This is a genomic window from Novosphingobium sp., assembly GCF_031424035.1.
Taxonomy (GTDB): Bacteria; Pseudomonadota; Alphaproteobacteria; order Sphingomonadales; family Sphingomonadaceae; genus Novosphingobium.
Genome location: NZ_JANPGP010000114.1, coordinates 1 through 21446 on the forward strand (window position 1 = coordinate 1; position 21446 = coordinate 21446).

Here is a 21446-nt window from a genome sequence, read left to right on the forward strand (position 1 = left end):
CCGGCCTTGCTGCCCATCAAACGTTAATTCCTAAGAACGATGAATGGGCGGCAAGGCCCTGCGCGGTGCGTAACGAACTGGGCGATATTGGAAACATATCGTGTTTGAAATCTGGCGCCAAAATGCAATCATGATGCGAAAGTTGTGACTTTTTTGATGTCGGGATCGTGGCGTAGGGTTCGAGTCAACTTCTAAAGATTGGGGGGCATTTGCTGAATCTAAACCGACTTCCAGATGGTATTGCACTATTAAATTGGAACAGTGAATTACCGTCCTCCGGCACCGGCGATCCGCTCGGAATGACACTTCGAGTGGGCGCCCGGCTTGGTGCCGAATTGCTTCATTGTATCACGTCAATCACGCCGCGCGCTCGGTATTACTCTTTCTTTCCCTGGGCCTTCCAACGCGCCCAAGAGCGAATTGGCACCTCGGACAACTTGGATCTGACAATGCGCCTCGTGCTTGTCGATGAGCGGGCAATGACCCTGGGTGCAGTACTCCATCATGAGGGACGTCCATGTGATGGAGGATCACTACAGGGCTCAAACCGAGCGGTGGACTTTGTTGCGCAACGAACCAAGGGTACAATTGATCTTACTAAGTGGAACCATTTGCGCGATAATACCAGCGGCTTCGACGCATATAAAGGCTCGTTGATCAATCTCGGGATGTTCGAAGAAAGTACAGATCCAGGTGAGGCGGCGGTCAAGGACGAAGCGGAAGGATCAACTTCTCTACAGTCGGGACGTCTATCTCCCAGAGGTCAAAAAATAGCAGAATCTTTTGGTCGCGCCGTAGCAAAAACCGAATTTAATAACATACATACCAAGATTTCCTCCGTAGATCTCGATGTACTTGCGGAGTTTGGAGCTGCATCCGGACTTTGTGAATTGCGATATGCTGATAAATTTGATCTTTTGCCCCTGCGCGATTTGTTCTTTGCGGCCCAAAGCGACGATCAGCACAATTCCCATTTTCGCCGCCGCATGAGTTTGCTGCTCCTTTTATGGGCAGTTGACGTTACCAACGAAGCTGGAGTGACGCTCGATGCGCAATCATTCGATGACCTGACATACTACCGCATAATTTCCGACGAATTAGGCGAGGTGACTTCAGTGAAAACCCCGCCAGTACTAGAGGACATATCAGAGCGGTGGCGAATCTTTCATTTCCATAACTATCTAACTACAGCGCTCGAGTCCTTATTGGCCGGACTTGTGCGTGCAATCCGCCATCATCCGGCAGGCAGGACCGTTGGAGAGGTTCTCGAAGCGTTTAACAGCGCTGAGGCGAGATCGGCTTTGGGTGAGTACCTGGCGATCGAATTGCCAATTCCTTTTATGGACCTTACGCCGACAGAATCGTTGGCCTTGCTTGAAATAGATTGTGCCGCTGCCAAGGTTTTCGAAGCCAATCCGTTGGTCGAGCGGTTACTCCGCTCCTCGCTAGTCGAAGAAGATTTGGTCTCTGGGCTCGCTGGTCCTGCGGTGGCCACATTATTGCTCTTCGCCTTGCTACTTCGGTACAAAACTTCCGTTAAAGAGGCACATAAGGGGTGGAACACTAAGAAGGTTATCCATCCGTTCGCAGACGTCGCCATTCCGACGGTCGAAATGGCGCTCACCACAGATCTGGGTAACGACTGGTGGAATTTGCCAAACCGCGAGGTTATGTCGCGATTGCTGAACCGATTTGTCGTCCGCCAACACGAGACGATGAGCTACGAGAAAGGCTTTGGCGGAAGCCCGCCATTGTTTCGTGTCGATGGGACCATGATCGTGGGGATGGATCTCATCCGCGATGATGTAGACCCGGGAAACCCACGTTTTCCTAGCGCGATGCAGGTACTTCGGGACTTGCGATTGATCGTCAACGACCCGGAAGAGGGACAGAGCCTGACACCCGATGGACGCACAATGCTTGAGTCCTTCCTGGAAAGCGGTGGGTCATGACCATCGATTTTCTGGAACGACTTAAGAAAACTAGAGGCAAATTCGCGTTTGTCGCGACATATGAATTCGACCCGCAATTCTTCGAGCGGCGCATACTCTCGACACCCGCGTTTGAAGGTGCTTCGGTAGTCGTCTTCGTCGATAGTGATCGGTACAGCGACATCCTCGCGACCGGAAAGCAGGGCTCGGGCTTTGATCGAAATTACTTCGTAATTCCAATCAGCAGAGAGAACGGCGTTTTCCACCCGAAATTATATCTGACAATCGGCGATAAGCAGGCATTCGCATCAGTTGGCAGCAACAATTGCACCTCCGCCGGAACGGGCCACAACTTTGAACTCATCTCAACGGTAGAATCGACCATCGGCGACAATCAAAGTGCCAATGCCCAGCTCATAGCTTCGATATTTGAGCAATTTGAGCGTTTCTCACTAGAAGCAGGACCTGTGTCGAAGTGGCTGAAAAAGGACATTTTCGATGAGGCTAGGGCAGCGCACCCATGGTTGACCAACCGAGGAGGCGGGAGTCAGGACATCGAACTGTTGTCGAGCCACGCCAGCCCGCTATGGCCGCAGATCATTGCCCGATTAACCGGTCAGGATATTACCAAGGTTGTACTGCTCGCTCCATTCTTCGACAAAAAGCTCCGAATGGTCGAGCGTATAAGAGCCCTCTGGCCTAACGCCTATATCGAACTAATCAGCCAATCGGGTTACAGCAATCTACCGATCAAGCGCTTCATTGCGCTTCGCGAAGAGCTGGGAAATATCGAATTGATTTCGGCGACTTCACATAAGGTTGGTCGAAACCTCCACGCAAAAGCACTGGCCTTCCAGACCGCGACCTGCACCTATTGGCTTGCCGGTAGTGCAAACATGTCGAATGCGGCGCTCGCAGGCGGCAACAGCGAGGCATGTCTTTGGTTTTCAACCAAGCAGAATCCGGCAAAGGCGCTGAAGCAGGATGAATTGTCCTTCGCGTTAATCGATCCAGAGAATTTTGAATCGGGTGCAATCGACGAGCGTGCGACGAAGGAGAACGAATCGTGCGGGCTTGAACTAAAATCGTTGGTTCTGACCGACGAGGGCGATCTCTTGGTGGCTGCGACCATACCCGCAAAGACCGACGATATTACCCTTCGAATATTCAAACGTGCTGAGCGTCTGCCAACGTTTTCGTGGAAAATCGATCCGGCAAAGACCGAATTTACTTTGTCTTTAAAGGACGACGACCAGGCAAAATTCGACCAACCGGCCGTCGGACAATTGCAAAGCATGATCGACGGCCACGAAGTGAAAAGCTCTCTCTGTTCAGTGAAGCAGCTCCCACGATTGTTACGCGATCGAACGGGCGCCAACACGGGGGGTAATCGACTACAGCGAGTCATGGAAAGCGGCGACGGGCTGATCGAATATGTCGATGCGCTCGACGGCATCGATGCGGCCATCGATTTCATGAACAACACTACAATTCGATTCAACGACAACAGCCATTCTCCTGGCGGTGGAGGGGGGCGTTGGCGTTCGCGCGATCCGTTTTCTGGCGACATCCCCGATCATTGGGAATTCGGTTCGAGCGGCGGGTCAGTGATCGAATTGCGCGACGCGATCTGGGCTTTCGTGCAAAGACACATCCAGATGCGCCTTGAACGGCACGCGAACCGAGGGAATTTGGGCGGGTTGCCGAATTTCCTCGATATCTATCGTACTGTTAGCAGAGTGTTGCTGGCATGGCACAGCCGCTCAATCAACAACGAGATCGTTGTGCCAGCCCCCTTTGTTACGCGGGGCTTGCAAGAAATTTTGACGACAATGATCGGCGCTCGCGGCCCAACGCTGATAGGTGCACCGGGATTCGCCAGGTCCATTTTCGATAACTTGAGCGCCGACGAGCATCTTGTAAGGACAGAACTGAACCGCCTTCGAGTGCCTGCCTTAGTACGTGCCACCGTTGACGAAATGATCAGGGTCCGCGCTCTATCGCTGAAGCGACCGATCTACGACGCATGGTCTCAAGATAAGCGTGCCTGGGTCTCAGACTGGATTGAGGAAATGCAACTGGCTCTGCCAAGTGTAGCGGATCTCGAAGAGATTGGAATGGAGTTCAGGCTGGTCGCTTAGCAATACCAGTCTAAGTCAATGGTACCAGTAGCGACCGATCAATGTACAGGCAGCTGGCGCTAGAGAGTGCCCGAAGAACCTGGACTTGATGTCCTCGTTTGTAGATGAATAGCGTAACAGATTGGTACAATCTCAGACGTCTAAGCCGATCCATCTTGACCGGCTCAGACGTCGAAAAGGCAAGAGAGTTCAGGCAGCGCGTTCGTACTTCATCGGCGAAATGGCATCACCGCTCCGCAGTTGGTCTAGGTAATCGCTCCACCACTGGTGCATAGCAACACGCTCTTCCCAGTATTTCCCTCGGTTGTAGATCCCCCGAACGGCATCCTTGTCGGCATGTGCCAGGGACCGCTCGATTGCATCGGGGCTCCACTTCCCGCTCTCGTTGAGCAGCGTTGAGGCGGTCGTCCGCAAGCCATGCGGGGTGACCTCGCCAACACCATATCCCATGCGGCGAAATGCCTGGTTGATGGTGTTTTCGCTTAGCGGACGCTTCCATGTGTGGAACGCAGGAAAGACGTATCCGTCAGGTCCGGTGAGGGATCGTAGTTCTTCCAGATAGGCCAGCACTTGATGGGACAGCGGCACCATGTGCGGGCGGCGCATTTTCATTCGTTCAGCCGGGACTTTCCAGACCGCCTCTTCGAGATCGAATTCCGACCACAGGGCCATTCGCAGCTCGCCGGGCCGTGACATGACGTGCGGGGCAACCTGCATGGCAAGGCGGGTTACCTTATGGCCTGAATAGGCATCGATCGCCCTGAGCAGTTCGCCCACGTCCTTGGGTTCGATCAACGCCGCATGGTGCGTTGTTCTCGGCACGACAAGCGCGCCGCGCAGCATCGCGGTCGGGTCGGTTTCACCGCGACCGGTTGCAACCCCGTAGCGAAACACCCGACTTGCAAAGGAACGGCAGCGGCGCGCGGTTTCAAACTTGCCATGTGCTTCGAGGCGCTTGAGTGCAGCGAGTACGTCGACCGGCTTGAGCAAGGTGATCGGCTGGTCGGCAATCGGCTTCAGTTGCTCCAACAGCCAATGAGCCTTGCTAATCGTGGTTTCTGCGCGTCGGTCTCCGACCATCTTTTCGAGATATTCTTTGGCCATGTCGCCAAAGGTGTTGGCTGCCTGGTAGACCGCGATCAGCTTTTCGCGTTTGCGATTGGCCAGGGGATCAACCCGGTTGTCCAGGTTCTCCCTCGCCTCAAGCCGTCTGCGCCGCGCCTCGGCCAAGCCGACTTCGGGATAGCGGCCAAGCGCAATCCGCTTGTTCTTGCCCATGTAGAGGTACTTGTAGCGCCAGAGCTTCGAACCGTTCGGGCTGACTTCGAGGTAGAGTCCCTTCTCGTCGGTGACTTTGTAGAGTTTGTCCGCCGGTTTGAGGGAGCGGATTTGCACGTCTGATAATGCCATGAGCGATTCTCCTGCTTCGGTTGGAACACTGTTCCGCAGGGATCATCTGGCAGATCGCTTTCAGCGTCGCCCAACGTCACGGGCCATGCATGCAAATGCGGGCCATTTCAGCCCGATCTCATGGCCCGTTTCGAGGGGAACTGGACGAAACCAGCTTGAACTCCACGGAACAGAACCAAGGACAGAATGGCAGATTTCTGCCGTTTTGTCGATGGTTTTGGTGTGCTCTCGGGAGAACAAATGGTGCCCAGAAGAGGACTCGAACCTCCACGCCCTTGCGAGCGCCAGCACCTGAAGCTGGTGCGTCTACCAATTCCGCCATCTGGGCACGGGCGCAGTGCTGAAGTGCACTACGCTGGGTAGGAGCGGGCCGATAGCGGGGTGTGGGGGCACCTGTCAACGCCTAGGTTGACTTTGCGTCAGCGCATCGGTGCCGGCGCAGCGAATTGCAGGGCAATCGCCTGACATAAGGGGCATTCGGCGATGCCAAATGCGGCATCGCTTTCGTCCTGGGTGAGCAGAGGGGTTGGGGCCACGCCTCCGCAGTTTTCGGGCTCGCGGGAGCTCTCTCCGCCGGTGGTATCGGCAAAGCAAGGCTATCCCGGCCACCGCAATGATGCGATCTGGGGCAAGCAGGCATTTGGGAGAGCGGCGCGATGTCGGACGAATGGGCCATCCAACAGGTGATCAATCGCTACACGGTCGGTGTCAGCCGGCCCGACTGGGACATGGCCATCGGCACTTTTGCAAGCGACGGAGAATGGCACGTTGCCAGCTCCGGCTTGACGCTGACCGGGCCGGAAGCCATCGCAAAGGGCATGCAGGGCTTCCGCGGCCTGTTCGAATGGTTCGTCCAGATCAACGCTCCCGCCGTGATCGAGATCGCTGGCGATACGGCGGGCGCGCAATCGGTCATTCGCGAGAACGGCAAGTTCGCCGGGCGCGACGAGGCGGTTATGGTTGGCGGCATCTATGTCGACGAACTGGTGCGGACGGCTGAGGGCTGGCGCTTTGCCCGGCGCGCGTTTCATGGGGCTGGGTCGTTCCATCATGGCGTTACGCCCGGACTGGGATTCTGACGCCTGCGCGGCTCATGCCGAACAAACACGCTTAACGCGGGAAACCATTCGCGCTCACCGCGCCTTTGAACTCCATGCTAACCCACGGCGGTGAATTTGGGGCTGTGCAGTCCCCACTTTTCCTTTCCCCGTTTTCTCGTTCCGGGCGTTCCCGTCGCCGTGACCTTGCCATGACCGGAGCCTTCGTGGCGCTGGCGCTGGTTGGCGTGGTCGCGGCGCGGGGGCTTGGCGGCAGCTGTCCTGCGCAAGTTGAGGCAGTTCGCCAAGCCCAACCCGGGATGGTGCTGATGGCCGGGGATCCCAGCGATCCGGCCTGCGTCGGCAAGCGCCGCGCCTATCGCCCGCCAAGCTGACCCAGCTTCCCCGCGCGGAAGGATGCCCTTCTTCCGCGCTGCCTCCCCCTCCGATTCCCGCACGCAGCATCAACCGGAGGGGGAGGCCCCAAGATGTACCGGCTTGAACTCCGGGACGGGCTGCAAATGGCGATCGTCCGAGCTTCCGGTGCTCACGTACCGTAAGTACGCTGCGCTCCGGGTCTCGGCCGCTCACCATTTTCGCTGTCGTCCCAAAGTTCAATCCGGCACATCTGACTTAAACTCCGCACCATTCCGAGCGCCGGCCTTTCCAGGTTTCGGCGAGGCCTTCATTGACGAGCGTCAGGCCAAGCGATCTGCCGCCGCGCATGACAGTGGCGAGACGGCGGCCATAGCGATCATGTGTGCGGGCACCGTTGACCAGTTCGAAACGGCCAGAATTGAGCAGTTGTGCCAGTCGCATCGTGGCTTTGTCGCCGCGCTGGCGCTCGTCCAGGCAGCGCGCGCCGTGGGTCTCTGGTGCGTTGATGTCGGCGATGCGGATCTTCTCGCCGGCCAGCCAGAAGGTGTCGCCATCGACGACGCAGGTGTTGCGGGGGCCATCGGCGCAGAGAGCGAAGAGGGCGGCGGCTAGGGTTGCAAGGGCCATAGCCCGGGGCAACAGCGCCCGAACGGAGCGCCGCGCCATCCGGGCTTATCCCTGGTTTACCGCCAAATCGGAGCGTTCAGCCCCGCAACTCTGCGATTTGCGGCAGGCTGAGGAACAGGTCACAACAGGCTGAGGAACAGACCGGCCAGCGCCGCGCTCATCAAGTTGGACAGGCTGCCGGCTGCCAGAGCCTTCATGCCGAGGCGCGCGATCACCGGGCGCTGATTGGGCGCGAGGCCGCCCGTCACTGCCATCTGGATCGCTATCGAGCTGAAATTGGCGAAGCCGCACAGCGCGAAAGTGACAATGGCCTTGGTGGTGTCGGCGAGGTCTGTGGTCTTGCCCAGCTCGATGAAACTGACGAATTCATTGAGCACCACTTTGGTACCGAAAAATCCGCCGGCGCGCAGGGCTTCTGCCCAGTCAGGCGCGCCGAGGAGCCAGAACACCGGGGCGAAGATCGTGCCGAGGATCAGCTGGAACGACAGGTCCGGCCGGCCGATCCAGCCGCCGATGCCGCCAAGGATGCCGTTGGCCAGCGCCACCAGGGCGACGAAAGCGAGGACCATCGCGCCGACCGCGACCGCCAGCTTCACGCCGGTTTGCGCGCCTTCGGCAGCGGCCATGATGATGTTGGCGGGCTTCTCCTCGCCAAAAGTCACTTCGCCCTCAAGCTCGGGGTCCTGGCCCAATTCGCCTTCTTCATCGGGCATGATGATCTTGGCCATGAGGATGCCGCCCGGTGCGGACATGAAGCTCGCCGCGAGCAGGTAGGGCAGGTAGAAGTCCTTCTGATCCCCGAACATCGCGGCATAGGCGAGCAGGATCGTGCCCGCGACGCCGGCCATGCCCACTGACATGATAGTGAAGATCTGCGCCGGGCGCAGGTCGGCGAGGTAGGGGCGCACCACCAGCGGGGCCTCGCTCTGGCCGACGAAGATGTTGGCGGCAGAGGCGAGTGATTCCACCTTGGAAATGCCGGTGATCCACTGGATCGCGCCGCCCAGCCACTTCACGATCAGCTGCATCAGGCCGATGTAATAGAGGATCGAGACGATCGCGGCGAAGAAGATGATCACCGGCAGCGCCGAGATTGCGAAGCTGTAGCCACCGAGTTCCGGCTTGGCGAGATTGCCGAACAGGAAGTCGATCCCCGCCTGCGCATAGCCAAGCAGGCTGACCACACCGTGCGACATCGCGCCGATCACCGCGCGGCCCCACGGGGTGGCCAGCACCAAGAAGGCGAACCCGGCTTGCAGGGCAAATGCGGCGCCCACGACCCGCAGCTTGATCGCCTTGCGGTTCGATGACAGCAGGTAGGCGATCAGCAGGATCAGCGCCATGCCGGCCAGGCTCTTCACGATATTCATGCGACTTCGGCTCCCCGCCACTTTCGGTTTCGAGTGAGACTAACGCGCGCAATCGGCGGTGGATAGCCCCAGTCGCAAACCCTTCCCCAAGGCTCTCAGTCCGCAGGAACTCCTTGAAATCTGAAACTCGTCATCCTGAACGTGTTTCAGGATCCATTTGGCCGGGCGCACAGGTGCCGAGAGCAGAAGCCAACGGCCCGGTCAGCCCTTCTTCACAATCGGCGGGGCCCGAAGGCGCGATGGATGCTGAAACACGTTCAGGATGACGAATAGGGGACGGGCGCGAGAAAAATCTTGGGAACTGGAACGCATCCCTTTAGACCCCGCCACCATGACCGAAACGAACCCGCGCGCCCTGCCGCTGTCGCTCCTCTTCCTCGCCCTGTTCTATGGGGGCATGGTGACCATTGCCGGGGTACTCGGCGCCAAGCAGGTCGCCATCGGCCCGCTGGCGGTGGAGGCGGGTATTTTCCCGTTTCTCACCCTCGTCGGCATATCCAGCGCAGTGGCGCAGATGCATGGCAAGGCGATGGCCGATCGGTTTGTGCGTTTCGGCTTTGCCCCGCTGGTCGGGGCGATCCTGCTCAGCCTGTTTGTGCTGACCCTGCCGACCGATCCGGACATGTATCCGCCCGCGAAGGAGGCGTTTCCGATCATCCTTGGCCAGTCGTGGCGGATGATGGCGGCGGGGATCCTCGCTTATGGCATTTCGGTCACGCTCAATATCTGGATTTTCGACAAGCTTCGCGGGTCGGCTGGCGGCGCCGGGGTACGGGGCTTCATTGCTGCCGCGCTGTCGCAGATCGTTGATACGCTGATCTTCATCTCGGTCTCGTTCTATGGCGAGCGGCCGATCCTCAACCTGATGGCCGGGCAGATGATTGCCAAGGTCGTGCTTTCCGCCGTGCTGGTGCCGCTGATCATCTGGGCCGCAGTGAAGCTGGCAAAGCGGGTGGACGCGGCGTAAAAAGGAGCAGACCCTGTTTCGCTCAGTTGGATGCATCGGCACGGAGCCGAATTTGGCCCAGCGCGAGGAGAGAGGAGGGAGCCATGCCGTCGCATAGTGACCGACGATCGACGCTGCGATGGGCCAAATTGGGCCCGCCCCTGCGGGGTCGCGTCAGGCAGTCCGCTGGCTGCGTCGCGTCGATTGCAGGGGCAACCAGCCCCTGCTGCACGCCACTCCTATCCAGCGAACTGCCTGACGCGATGACGACGCTTCCAACTGAGCGAAACAGGGTCTAAGGCGCGCGCCATGGCAAATCCGCACGATCCCGCAATGCTGACCAAGGCTGAAACCCTCGTTGAGGCGCTGCCTTATCTGCGCCGTTACGAAGGCCGGACCTTCGTGGTGAAGTACGGCGGCCACGCCATGGGCGATCCTGACCTCGCGCATGACTTTGCCCAGGACGTTGTCCTGCTGCGCGCGGTCGGCATCAACCCGGTGGTGGTTCACGGCGGCGGTCCGCAGATCGATGCCATGCTCAAGAAGCTGGGCGTCGAAAGCCAGCGCATCAACGGCTTGCGCGTAACCGACAAGGAAACCGCCGACATTGCCGAGATGGTGCTGTCGGGCGCGATCAACAAGCAGATCGTCGGCTGGCTGGCGGGTGCCGGCGGCAAGGCCGTGGGCATTTCGGGCAAGGATGGCGGCCTTGTCACCGCGACCAAGGCGCAGCGCACCGCGCGCGATCCGGACAGTCAGATCGAGCGCGTTGTCGATCTCGGCTTCGTCGGCGAACCGACCACGATCGATACCACGATCATTGATGCCATCTGCGCCGCCGGCATGATCCCGGTGATCGCCCCGATTGCGGTGGGTGATGATGGCGAGACCTATAACGTCAACGCCGATACCATGGCCGGGGCAATCGCGGGTGCGCTGGGCGCGGCGCGGCTGTTCCTGCTGACCGATGTGCATGGCGTGCTCGACAAGTCGGGCAACCTCCTCACCGATCTGACCCCGGCAGACATTGCCGGTCTGCGGGAAGACGGCACGATCAGTGGCGGCATGATCCCCAAGCTGGAAACCTGCGTCCACGCGGTTGAGGCCGGGTGCGAGGCGGCGGTCGTGCTCGATGGCCGGGTGAGCCATGCGATGCTGCTCGAGATGTTCACCGAAAAGGGAGCGGGCACGCTGATCCACGCCTAGAGTTCTTCAAGCTGCCGGGAACATGCGCGGGGTTCGCGCGTAACCCTGCGATGAACACCCGCAAAACAATCGCGCTTTTCGCGGCCTGCGCCGTGCTGCTCCCGCTGTCCGCTTGCGACCGCAAGGCCGAGGCCCCTGCAGCCAGTCCCGCCAAACCGAAAGTCGTGCTTGACCACGCGGCACTCTCCCAAGTCGAAGACCCTGCGCGCGTCCTTGCTTATTACGGCGCCGCACTCGCCGCGCATGACTGGGAAGCCGCTGATGCCGCATGGGGCAGCTTTCCCGAAACCAGCCCGGGCACGCTGCGTGCGTATTTTGGCAAGTATCCCGCGTTGTCGTTCCACTTCGACCCTTCGCGCATCGAAGGTGCGGCGGGGTCGCTGATCTACATCGCCCCGGTCGTGATCCGCGATGGAGGCCGCGTGGTGGAAACCGGCCGCATCGGGCTGCGCCGCGTCAACGAGGTGCCGGGATCTACGCCCGAGGACCGGCTGTGGCATGTCGAGATGTCGGACCTCAAGCCGGCGGTGGGCAACTGACCGCGCCCTAATCCAACGAGACGGCGTGTTGCGCGGGTGACACGGGCGCAGCCTGCCGCTATCAGGCGCGCGGGTTCACACTAAAGTGGAAGGGTCCGCCGGTGCCGGTGATCTTTGGAATTTTTCTCGACGCGTTCAATATGCTCAGCCAGATCCTCCAGGGTCTGGTCATCGTTATGGTCGTGCTCAGCCTGTTGTTCTCGTTCAACGTGATCAGCGGATCGAATACCTTCCTGCTTAACGTCTATCAGGGCATCAACCGTCTGCTGGACCCAATCCTCAACCCGATCCGCAAGTTGCTGCCCGATACCGGCGGCATGGATTTCTCGCCGCTGGTGCTGCTCTTCACGCTCGAACTGATCCGCCGCGCGCTGATCCGCTATGCGATGACTTACCTGTGACACATGCTGCATCCGTGATTGATGGCAAGGCTTTCGCCGAAGACCTGCGCGCCCGCATCGCCGTGGCCGCCGCCCAGTTCGAGGTTCACGCCGGACGCAAGGCGGGCCTCGCCGTGGTGCTTGTGGGTGAGGACCCGGCGAGTCAGGTCTACGTCCGCAGCAAGGGCAAGCAGACCGTCGAATGCGGGATGAACTCGTTCGAGCACAAGCTGGACGAAAACACCGATGAAGGCGCGCTGCTTGATCTGGTCGAGCGGCTGAATGCCGATCCGGCAGTCGATGGCATTCTTGTCCAGCTGCCGCTGCCATCGCACATCAACGAGCAGGAAGTGATCTCGGCGATCAGCCCCGACAAGGATGTCGATGGTTTCCACATCATCAATTCGGGCCGGCTGTCGGTCGGCCTGCCGGGCTTCGTGCCGTGCACGCCGCTGGGCTGCCTGATGCTGCTCAAGGACAAGCTCGGCTCGCTTTCCGGCCTTGATGCCGTGGTGATCGGGCGGTCGAACATTGTCGGCAAGCCGATGGCGGCGCTGCTGCTGGCGGAAAGCTGCACAGTGACGATTGCCCACAGCCGCACCAAGGACCTACCCGATGTGGTGAAGCGCGCCGATATCGTTGTCGCCGCCGTGGGCCGCGCCGAAATGGTCAAGGGCGACTGGATCAAGCCGGGCGCGACCGTGATCGACGTCGGCATCAACCGCCTGCCGCCCGCTGACGGTGCCACCAAGGGGCGTTTGGTCGGCGATGTCGATTATGCATCGGCAGTTCAGGTCGCCGGCGCCATTACGCCTGTTCCCGGAGGAGTAGGCCCCATGACCATCGCCGTTCTGCTGCGCAACACGCTGGTTGCCGCGCACCGCAATGCCGGCATCGCCTTCGACGAGTCGTCACTGTGAAGAAAGCCGCGCTTGGCCTTGCCATGTTGGCGCTCGCCGCCAGTGCCGGCGCGCAGGACAAGCGCGACGCGCGTGCCATGCGCAATTCCTACGCCAATCCCTCGGCGGTGATTGCTGCCGAAGTTGGTTTTGCTCAGCTGGCACAGGAAAAGGGCCAGTGGACGGCCTTCGCCGCCAACGCGACCGCCGATGCGGTGATGTTCGTGCCGCAGATGGTCTATGCGCAAGCGTGGCTAAAAGGCCGCGCAAATCCGCCGCAATCGGTAAAGTGGCAACCGCACATCGTCTGGTCGAGCTGCGACGGATCGCTGATGGTCAGCCACGGTGCGTGGCAAGGTGCCAAGGATACCACCGGCTGGTTCACCACGATCTGGCAGCGGCAGAAAAACGGCAAGTACAAGTGGGTGCTCGATCACGGTGACGAACTGAAGGAGCCGTTGCTGGCTCCGGAAATGCTCTCAGGCCAGACCGCCGATTGCCCCGATCGCGGCAAGCGTCCTGCAGGGCCGCCGCCCCGGTTCGAGGATGTGAAGGCGAAGGACCTGAAGCCGCTTGATCCGGCGAAACGCTCGGGCAAGTCGCTCGACGGCACGCTGTGGTGGGAAGTCACGGTCGAACCGGATAACGCGCGCAACCTCTCCGTTTCGTGGAAGAAGGACGGCGCCGAAAGCCCGGTGGTGATCGAATCGGTCGAGGCTCCGGCGAAGTAGTGCTGATCGACCTCTTCCTTTCTGCATTCGTCACGCTGTTCGTGGTCATCGACCCGCCGGGCTGCGCGCCGATCTATGCCGGCCTGTCCGCTGGAGCGAGCCGCAAGCAGGCCATCTCGATGGCATCACGCGCCTGTCTGATCGCCGCGATCATCCTCGTGGTTTTCGCCCTGTTCGGCGAACAATTGCTCGGCGCGCTGCACATCGAGCTTAACTCGTTCGGCATCGCCGGCGGCATCATGCTGTTCTTCATCGCAATGGACATGGTGTTCGAAAAGCGGACCGAACGGCGCGAAAAGCGCGCCGGGGACCTGATGGGCACGCCCGAGGTCGAGGACGTATCGGTCTTCCCGATGGCCATGCCGATGATTGCCGGACCCGGATCGATCGCCACGATCATGCTGCTCACCGCCCGCGCCGAAGGCACGCAGCAGACGCTGGTGATCCTCGCGGCCATGCTCGCGGTGGTCCTGCTGACGCTCGGCGCGCTGATTGCTGCCGCGCCACTGATGAAGCTGCTCGGCAAACATGTCGAGGCGGTGATTACCCGGCTTCTCGGAGTGCTGCTGGCGGCACTTGCTGCGCAATATGTCGTCGATGGCCTGAGGCAGGTTTTGGCCTGATCGTTTTCGCCTGCTGCATATGAACCCGCGCTCTCTGTAGAGCGCCCGGGCCACCCCCACGCCTACCCCCTTAACAAATAGTGGAGAGGGAAGGCGCACAATGTCCTTCGAACTGAATCGCAAGCTCGCCGCCCGGCGCGCGCCCCTGCCGACTGCCACCGAGATTGATCCGGTTACCGCCGACATCATTCGCGGCGCCTTTGAAACCGTCTGCTTCGAAAGCGCGACGCACCTTGGCCGGGCGGCGTCATCGCCGATCATCAATTCGTCGAACGAGCGCAACGCGGCTATCGTCGATGCCCACGGGCGGCTGGCCATGGGCGCGATCGGCACGCCGCAGCTGACCTTCGTCAACCAGATGATGGTCCGCTGGGCGCTGATGAACATGGACGATTACGACATCGGCGCGGGCGATGTGCTGCTGTCCAACGATCCCGACCACGGCGGCGGACATCTGCCAGATTATTGCGTCTATTCCCCGGTCTATTCGCCAGAGGGCGAGCTGATCCTGTTCATCTCGCTCCAGGCGCATCAGGGTGATACCGGCGGCAAGGACCCGGGCGGTTTCACGCTCGAGGCGACTGACGTGTTCACTGAAGGTGTGCAGTTCCCTTGCGTCAAGCTGGTCCACCGGGGGCAGCGCCGCAAGGACGTGTTCGACATGGTCGTGCGCAACAACCGCTTTGCCACCATCGCCGGCGATCTCGCGGCGATGATCGGCGGCGTGCAGCAAGGGGTAAAGCGGCTGGAAGCGCTGATCGCCCGGCACGGCGGCGAGACAATCAAGGCGGCGATCAACCATTCGATCACGCATACCGAACGCCGTATGCGCGCCGAATTCGCCGGCTGGCCCGACGGTGCCTACGAAGCCACCGTGCTGATCGATGCCGATACGATGGGCACCAAGGACGTGAAGGTCCACGTGACCTGCACCGTCGCGGGGGACAGCCTGACGGTCGACCTGACCGGCACCGATGACCGGCAGGACCTTGTCGGCGTGTGGAATACCTTCGCCAATTCGCGCAGCTACGTGATGACTCAGGTGGTGGCGATGGTCGACCCGACGATCGTCAAGAACGAAGGCTGCTTCGATGCGGTCGACATCGTCATTCCCGAAGGCTGCATTGCGCAGCCACCGCCGAACAAGCCCGCCGCGCTCGGATCTTTCCACCCGGCCTGCGAGATAACCGAAGCGGTGTGCCTCGCGCTGTCCGCCGTCGTGCCCGAACGCGCCCAGCCGCAGCTGTACAAGATTGGCATGCCCAACGCGGTGATCGGTTTCAACGAACAGGGCATGTGGATGGATCAGGGCGTCGATTGCCGGTCGATGGACTCGTCGGCGGTGCAGGGGATCGACGGCTGGGGTTCCTGCCCGGTCAGCCTTGGCAACCTGCTGTTGTCCGAGGCAGAGGATGCGGAGGCGCGTTTCCCGATCCTCAACATCAGTCGCGAAATGACCACCGATGGCGGCGGCGCGGGGCAGTGGCGAGGCAGTCCCGGCAGTCTGAACGTCAAGCAGGTGCTCGGTCCGACGATGGCCATGGCGTGGATGGTCAGCGCCGATCATCCCCTGCGCGGCATGTGCGGCGGTGATGACGCCATTCCCTATACCAACCACTTCGAATGGGGCTCGCCGGGTCAGTACAAGATCGAGCGGACGGCGCAGGCGCAGCTGCCGGCAGAGGCGGTGATCGCTTACCAGCACGGCGGCGGTGCGGGCTTCGGCCCGGCCTTGGCGCGTGATCCCGAGACGGTGAAGGAGGACGTGCTTGACGAGTACGTCTCGCTGGAAGGCGCGCGGGCGAGGTACGGCGTGGTGCTGACCGGCAGCCTGGAGGACTACACGATCGAAGTGGACCATGCAGCGACTGTGGCGCTGCGTGCGGAGATGGCGGCATGAAGGATGCAAGCCCCTGTGCCAACAAACCCGTCATCCTGAACTTGTTTCAGGATCCATCGGGCCTCAAGCACTGTGCCATCCGGCCAGACGCACACGCGGCCAGCAAGTGTGCCCAACCACGCTCCGGTCGCGGGGCGAAATGGATCCTGAGCCAAGTTCAGCATGACGTTGAGGGTTGGGTTCGGATGGAGTGCGCCGCATGACCTATCGCATCGGCATCGATATCGGCGGCACCTTCACCGACTTCGCCATGTTGAAGGAAGGCGCGGTCGTCCTCCACAAGAACCTGTCGACGCCCGAGGACCGCTCGCTGGGCGTGATGCAGGGGCTGGAAACTCTCGCCGGCAAGGAAGGGCTGGCGCTCGGCGACTTCCTCTCAAGGTGCGATGCCATCGTGCACGGCACCACTGTTGCCGACAACACCCTGATCGAGATGAACGGTGCGCTCACCGGCCTCATCACCACCGAAGGTTTCCGCGACGAGATCGAATACCGGCGCGGGTACAAGGAGGATATCTGGGACGTCCGCCTTGCCCCGCCAAAGCAGATCACCCCGCGCCGCCGGCGGCTGACCGTGGCCGAACGCGTGTTGCACGATGGCACGGTGCACAAGGCGCTTGATGAAGACAGCGTGCGCCATGCCTGCCGCCAGCTGAAGAAGCAGGGCGTGGAATCGCTCGCCGTGTCGCTGCTCTTTGCCCATGTGAACAGCGCCCACGAAAAGCGCATTGCCGAGATCGCCGCCGAGGAACTGCCCGGCGTCTCTATCTCGCTCAGCCACGAAGTGCTGCCGCGCGCGCCGGAGTATGACCGGACCAGCACCACCGTGGTCAATGCCTTCGTCGCGCCGCGCGTGCGGCATTATCTCGACCGGCTGGTCGCCCGCCTGCGCGATGGCGGCTATCCCGGCCAGCTGATGGTCATGCAGGCATCGGGTGGGGTGATGAGCGTCGACTATATCGAAGGCTCGCCGATCCGCGTGCTGGCATCCGGCCCCGCCGGGGGCGTGATCGGCTCGGCCCATGCCGGCCGCGCCAAGGGCTGCCCGAACCTGCTCTGCGTCGACATGGGCGGCACCTCCTATGACATGAGCCTCGTCATCGACGGCGAGGCACCCGCCGAAGCCGGCTGGAACATGCACCACCGCTACCTGATCGGCGTGCCGATGGTGAAGGTGGAGACGCTGGGGGCGGGAGGCGGTTCGATCTGCCACGTCCACGCCGGCGCGCTGCAGGTCGGTCCGCGCTCCGCCGGGTCGGAGCCGGGACCGATGGCCTACGGTCGCGGCGGCAGCGAACCGACGGTGACCGACGCACTGGTCATGCTCGGCATCCTTTCAACCGACGAGGGCTTTGCCGGGGGCAGCTTCACGCTGACCAAGGCGGGCGTGGCCGAGGCTTTCCAGACCATCGCTGACCAGATGGGCCACGGCGATCCAGAACAAGCCGCCTTCGATTGCTGGCGCGTGGTCAATGCCTCGATGAGCCAGGGCGTGCGCCGCACGACCGCAGGCAAGGGCATCGATCCCAAGGACCTCGTCATGCTCGCCTATGGTGGCAACGGCCCGGCTTTCGCCGCGATTCAGGCCGAGGATCTGGGCATCACCCGCGTGCTGGTGCCCAAGGCATCGCCGACGTTCTCGGCGCTCGGCACGCTGGTGGCCGATCCGGCGATTGACGAGGAACGCTCGTTGATTGCGCCGGCAAATGCGCTTGATCTTGCGAAACTGCGCGGCTTGTGGAGCGAGCTTGATGCGCGGGCGGCACGCTATTTCACTGGGGCCGGGTTCACCCGCGAACAGGTCAAGGCGAACTACCGCATCAACATGCGCTATCCGGGGCAGAACTTCTCGCTCACTTTCGACATCGCCTCCGAAGGTGCGTTGGGCGATCTGAGCTTCGCTAACGAAGGGCTTGGCGACCGTGCGATCGCCGCCTTCAACGCGCGGCACATGGCGGAATACAATCACGTGCGCGACCATGAAGTGCCCGAAGTTACCGGGGTTCGCCTCGCCAGCCATGTCGCAACGCCAAGCCCTTCGGCGGCGGGCGGTGCGGCTACGGCAGCTGGGGCTCCCGTCCCGGCAAAGACCCGCCGCGCCAATCTGGGGCAGGGCTTCGGCGATGTGCCGGTCTATCTCGGCAGCGATCTCCAGCCCGGACACACGGTGCCGTCGCCCGCGATCATCGAGGAAACCTTCACCACCATTGTCGTCTATCCGGGCTGGTCGGCTTTGGTCGATGCCTCAGGCGATTACGAACTGATCAAGGCCTGATCCGCCTCCACGATATGCCAAGCCCTGTCCTTCCTTTCGGCGGGGCCCCGGCATAGCGTCGCCCTTTCTGATCGGGAGGATGAGGCAATGGCAAACAAGGTAGCACTGGTAACCGGCGGACAGGCAGGCATCGGCGCGGCCTGCGCCAAGCGGCTGGCGCGCGACGGCGTGGCCATCGGCGTGCTCGACCTGACGGCGGACCTCTGCGCCGATACTGTCGCAGCGATCGAGGCGGCGGGCGGAGAGGCGATTGCGCTGGGTGCCGACATTTCCGACCGAGCGCAGGTCAAGGCGGCGGTTGCGAAACTGCGCGAGACGTTCGGGCCTATCACTATCCTCGTCAACAATGCCGGCATTACCGACTTCGTGCCGTTCGAGGAGATCACCGAGGCGCGCTGGGAAGTGGTCTACAGGATCAACGTGCTTGGCCAGATCATTGTCGCGCAGGAAGTTCTGAGCGATATGAAGGCGAAGGGCTGGGGCCGGATCGTCAACATTTCCTCGTCGAGCGGGCAGACCGGGGCGGTGGGAATGTGCACTTATTCGAGTTCCAAGGGCGCGGTGATCACGCTGACCCGCTCGATGGCGCAGGAGCTTGGCCCGCTGGGCATCACGGTGAACAATATCCCTCCCGGTTCGGTGATGGGCACGATCATGTCCGAGGCGAACCGCGACAAGTTCCAGATCCCCACCGAGATGCTGCTGCAGGCGATCCCGGTGCGCCGCATGGGCGAACCGAACGATATCGCCAATGCCTGCGCCTGGCTGTGCCACGAGGATTCGGGCTATGTTAACGGCCAGACGATCGGCGTGAACGGCGGCCGGGTGGTGAGCTGAGGCCATGGTGCAAACCGCCGTCATCACCGGGGCCAGTGCGGGGGTCGGCCTCGCCGCTGCCAAGGCCTTGGCCCTCGAAGGCTGGCGCGTCATCGGTGTGGGGCGCAATGCCGAACGCTGCGCGGCGGCGGAGACGGAGCTGCGCGCCGCAGCCTCAGGCGGTGATGTCACCATGCTGCGCGCCGACCTGTCGCTGATGGCCGATGCTGCGCGGCTGGCGGACGAGATTACCGCGCTTACGGACCGCATTGATCTCCTCGCCAACAATGCCGGCGGCATGATTCCTGAGCCGAAAGTGACCGCCGAGGGGCTGGAAGAGTGCTTTGCCGGCAACCACCTCGGCCCCTTCGTGCTGACCACGCGCTTGCTGCCTTTGCTGCTTGCCGCGCCGCATCCGCGCGTGATCAACACCAGCAGCGACGGCAGCGAAATGATCCCCGGACTCAACTGGGAGGACCTGCAGGACCCGTTGAAGCAGTCGCCCGGCGCGTCCTATTGCTCGGGCAAGCTGGCGAACGTGATTTTCGCGACGGAGCTGGCGCGGCGCTATGGCGGGGAGGGGCTGCTGGCCTATTCCTTCCATCCGGGCACGGTTGCTTCGAACTTCTTCTCCCACGTGCCTGAGACGACGCGGACGCATACTGATGCGATGGAAAAGATCACGCCGGAGCAGGGCGCCGAGACGTTGCTGTGGCTGAATTCGCAGCCGGCGGAGTCGCTCGACAACGGCGGCTACTATCACCGCTGCGCGCCGCGCGTGCCGAACCCGACGGCGCATGATCCGGCGAATGGTGCGCGACTTTGGGCGCTGAGCGAGGAGCTCACGTCGGGCCGGACCTGATCCGGGACCGGTGGCCTCATCGAAGCAGCCTTGCGTCAGGCCGCCAACGGTCCCGGATCAAGTCCGGGACGACGTTACCACCGCCGCCGCCGCTGGCAGGCGCGCACACGCCGCGCCAATTCCTCGTGCCGTTCCTCGGGCGTCACCACCGGCGTATCGGCGGGGAGGTTCGCGCGCAGGTCCTTCAGCTTGACCCGCTTGATCGTTGGCACGGGTTCGCTGTCGCAGTCGTACCAGCGACCATAGATGCCGCCCTCGGTATAGCCTGCCGGGTCGAGCCAGTTGGGCACGCCGGGGTCTTCCAGCGCGATCACCGCGTGGTATCTGCCGTCGCTCGACAGCCGGGCCATCGCGCCATTGGTGCTGCTCAGGCGGTAAACGTACTCCAGCGCGTTGAACATCGGGTCGTTGAGCTGGATGTTCCAGTATGGTGCGCGCTTGGGGATCTCGGTCTCGATGATCAGCGCTTCGTCGGCGTCGAACTGGAAGCAGGCGGGCCAGTAGACCTGCTTCACCAGCGCGCCGGGATAGCGCACCGGCTGGAACACATTGAAGCCCACGCTCTGCTTCACCGCGTTCTGCATGGCGTTGTAAAGCTTCGTTTTGCGCGCCGGGAACTTCGCCATCTGTTCAATGCGCTCAAGGATCTGCTCGGGCGAAAGTCGCGGCTTTGGGGCTACCTGATCGAGGCATTCGATCGACAACTGCGGATCGCGCTCCTTCTCCCAGTCGTACATCCGGTAGCGCAGATACATGCCGCGCGCTGCCGGGTGCAGCGGGGCCCAGTGGCCGGTGTAGCCTTCCGGGCGCTGCTGGCTGAAGATAATCTCGAAATCTTCGCCAAGGCCGATGCCGATATCGTTGGTGTCGAGCTCGTTGTGGCCGTTGGGCACCGGCATCTGGTCGACCGTGCCGGAAAGCGCCGCCTGCGTGGTGAACGACAGGATCTTGCAGGTGCCGCGATTGCCCGAGACGCGGTAGGTCAGGTCGCCGCGGATCGGCGACTGGACATAGATATCGTCCGGGTTGGGCTGCAACGTATAGACCGGGTTCCACAGCGGCGCCCAGTCCGGGTGTTCGGCGTCCGCGTGGAAGTACATGAAATAGGCGTAGGACAGGCTCGTCATCGTCTGCCGATAAAGGTCGGCGCGATAAGCCGGGTCTTCGGGGTGCCAGGTATCCTTGAGGTTATCGACCGCGCCGTGGAGGTCCGACAGGTAGTGCAGGATATCGGGGTTGATCGGTGTGGTCATGCGCGCCTCTCCAGCCAGTGCGGGAAGGGGTAACCCTGCAGCCAAGGCGGCGCAAACCGCCCCGCCGATCACCTCGCGCCGGTCTGTGTTGATCATGCACCTCCCCTTTTCAGAGGGAAGGA

Annotated in this window: 19 protein-coding genes and 1 tRNA gene; 15 read left to right on the forward strand and 5 right to left on the reverse strand. The window is 61.6% G+C overall.

All coding sequences use genetic code 11. The features are described from left to right. The first annotated feature begins 209 nt into the window (after positions 1 to 209). Both RMO89_RS15465 and RMO89_RS15470 read left to right on the forward strand, forming a co-directional pair. A complete protein-coding gene (locus RMO89_RS15465) occupies positions 210 to 1952 on the forward strand; it encodes a hypothetical protein (RefSeq protein ID WP_310534228.1) in 1743 nt (580 codons plus the stop codon). Then, positions 1949 to 4072 (forward strand): hypothetical protein, encoded by a 2124-nt coding sequence (locus RMO89_RS15470; RefSeq protein WP_310534229.1) that lies wholly within the window; start codon positions 1949 to 1951, stop codon positions 4070 to 4072. The genes RMO89_RS15465 and RMO89_RS15470 overlap by 4 nt, the downstream gene beginning before the upstream one ends. A gap of 189 nt (positions 4073 to 4261) precedes the next feature. Here the strand turns inward: RMO89_RS15470 and RMO89_RS15475 are convergent, their stop codons facing one another. Together RMO89_RS15475 and RMO89_RS15480 are read right to left on the reverse strand one after the other, a co-directional pair. Further along, on the reverse strand, positions 4262 to 5482 hold the full coding sequence (locus RMO89_RS15475; RefSeq protein WP_310534231.1) for an integrase arm-type DNA-binding domain-containing protein: 1221 nt from the start codon (positions 5480 to 5482) through the stop codon (positions 4262 to 4264). A gap of 241 nt (positions 5483 to 5723) precedes the next feature. Then, a tRNA-Leu gene (locus tag RMO89_RS15480) sits at positions 5724 to 5810 on the reverse strand. A gap of 328 nt (positions 5811 to 6138) precedes the next feature. Here RMO89_RS15480 and RMO89_RS15485 point away from each other — a divergent pair. Together RMO89_RS15485 and RMO89_RS15490 are read left to right on the forward strand one after the other, a co-directional pair. Further along, a complete protein-coding gene (locus tag RMO89_RS15485) occupies positions 6139 to 6561 on the forward strand; it encodes a nuclear transport factor 2 family protein (protein WP_310534233.1) in 423 nt (140 codons plus the stop codon). A 170-nt stretch (positions 6562 to 6731) separates the two neighbouring features. Continuing rightward, on the forward strand, positions 6732 to 6914 hold the full coding sequence (locus RMO89_RS15490) for a hypothetical protein (RefSeq protein WP_310534235.1): 183 nt from the start codon (positions 6732 to 6734) through the stop codon (positions 6912 to 6914). A 238-nt stretch (positions 6915 to 7152) separates the two neighbouring features. Here RMO89_RS15490 and RMO89_RS15495 read toward each other — a convergent pair whose 3' ends face one another. Beyond that, positions 7153 to 7524, reverse strand: a complete 372-nt coding sequence (locus RMO89_RS15495) for a thermonuclease family protein (RefSeq protein ID WP_310534237.1) — start codon at positions 7522 to 7524, stop codon at positions 7153 to 7155. 119 nt (positions 7525 to 7643) lie between these two features. Further along, complete coding sequence (locus RMO89_RS15500) at positions 7644 to 8894, reverse strand: nucleoside transporter C-terminal domain-containing protein (RefSeq protein WP_310534238.1); 1251 nt, start codon at positions 8892 to 8894, stop codon at positions 7644 to 7646. 331 nt (positions 8895 to 9225) lie between these two features. On the opposite strand from RMO89_RS15500, the gene RMO89_RS15505 reads away from it, so the two are divergent. The 11 genes from RMO89_RS15505 (at position 9226) to RMO89_RS15555 (ending at position 20071) form a co-directional block, all read left to right on the forward strand. Then, complete coding sequence (locus tag RMO89_RS15505) at positions 9226 to 9861, forward strand: queuosine precursor transporter (protein ID WP_310534239.1); 636 nt, start codon at positions 9226 to 9228, stop codon at positions 9859 to 9861. 288 nt (positions 9862 to 10149) lie between these two features. Then, positions 10150 to 11046, forward strand: a complete 897-nt coding sequence (gene argB, locus RMO89_RS15510) for an acetylglutamate kinase (protein ID WP_310534240.1) — start codon at positions 10150 to 10152, stop codon at positions 11044 to 11046. Between the two features lie 50 nt (positions 11047 to 11096). After that, positions 11097 to 11585: a hypothetical protein gene (locus RMO89_RS15515; RefSeq protein WP_310534241.1), complete on the forward strand. Its 489-nt coding sequence runs from the start codon at positions 11097 to 11099 to the stop codon at positions 11583 to 11585. 101 nt (positions 11586 to 11686) lie between these two features. Next, the gene (locus tag RMO89_RS15520) at positions 11687 to 11986 is read left to right on the forward strand and encodes a YggT family protein (protein WP_310534243.1); all 300 of its coding nucleotides are present in this window, start codon (positions 11687 to 11689) and stop codon (positions 11984 to 11986) included. Continuing rightward, entirely contained in the window at positions 11983 to 12885 is a 903-nt protein-coding gene (gene folD, locus RMO89_RS15525) for a bifunctional methylenetetrahydrofolate dehydrogenase/methenyltetrahydrofolate cyclohydrolase FolD (protein ID WP_310534245.1), read from the forward strand. Before RMO89_RS15520 ends, folD begins: the two co-directional genes overlap by 4 nt. Further along, positions 12882 to 13595, forward strand: a complete 714-nt coding sequence (locus RMO89_RS15530) for a hypothetical protein (RefSeq protein WP_310534246.1) — start codon at positions 12882 to 12884, stop codon at positions 13593 to 13595. The genes folD and RMO89_RS15530 overlap by 4 nt, the downstream gene beginning before the upstream one ends. 2 nt (positions 13596 to 13597) lie before the next feature. Continuing rightward, on the forward strand, positions 13598 to 14218 hold the full coding sequence (locus RMO89_RS15535; RefSeq protein WP_310534289.1) for a MarC family protein: 621 nt from the start codon (positions 13598 to 13600) through the stop codon (positions 14216 to 14218). A 100-nt stretch (positions 14219 to 14318) separates the two neighbouring features. Further along, complete coding sequence (locus RMO89_RS15540) at positions 14319 to 16118, forward strand: hydantoinase B/oxoprolinase family protein (RefSeq protein WP_310534247.1); 1800 nt, start codon at positions 14319 to 14321, stop codon at positions 16116 to 16118. Positions 16119 to 16317: 199 nt separating this feature from the next. Continuing rightward, positions 16318 to 18393, forward strand: coding sequence for a hydantoinase/oxoprolinase family protein (locus RMO89_RS15545; protein ID WP_310534249.1), 2076 nt, complete (start codon positions 16318 to 16320; stop codon positions 18391 to 18393). An 87-nt stretch (positions 18394 to 18480) separates the two neighbouring features. Next, positions 18481 to 19230 (forward strand): SDR family NAD(P)-dependent oxidoreductase, encoded by a 750-nt coding sequence (locus RMO89_RS15550; RefSeq protein ID WP_310534251.1) that lies wholly within the window; start codon positions 18481 to 18483, stop codon positions 19228 to 19230. Positions 19231 to 19234: 4 nt separating this feature from the next. Then, positions 19235 to 20071, forward strand: a complete 837-nt coding sequence (locus RMO89_RS15555; protein ID WP_310534253.1) for an SDR family NAD(P)-dependent oxidoreductase — start codon at positions 19235 to 19237, stop codon at positions 20069 to 20071. A gap of 74 nt (positions 20072 to 20145) precedes the next feature. Here RMO89_RS15555 and RMO89_RS15560 read toward each other — a convergent pair whose 3' ends face one another. Continuing rightward, positions 20146 to 21324: a hypothetical protein gene (locus RMO89_RS15560; protein WP_310534290.1), complete on the reverse strand. Its 1179-nt coding sequence runs from the start codon at positions 21322 to 21324 to the stop codon at positions 20146 to 20148. Between the last annotated feature and the right edge of the window lie 122 nt (positions 21325 to 21446).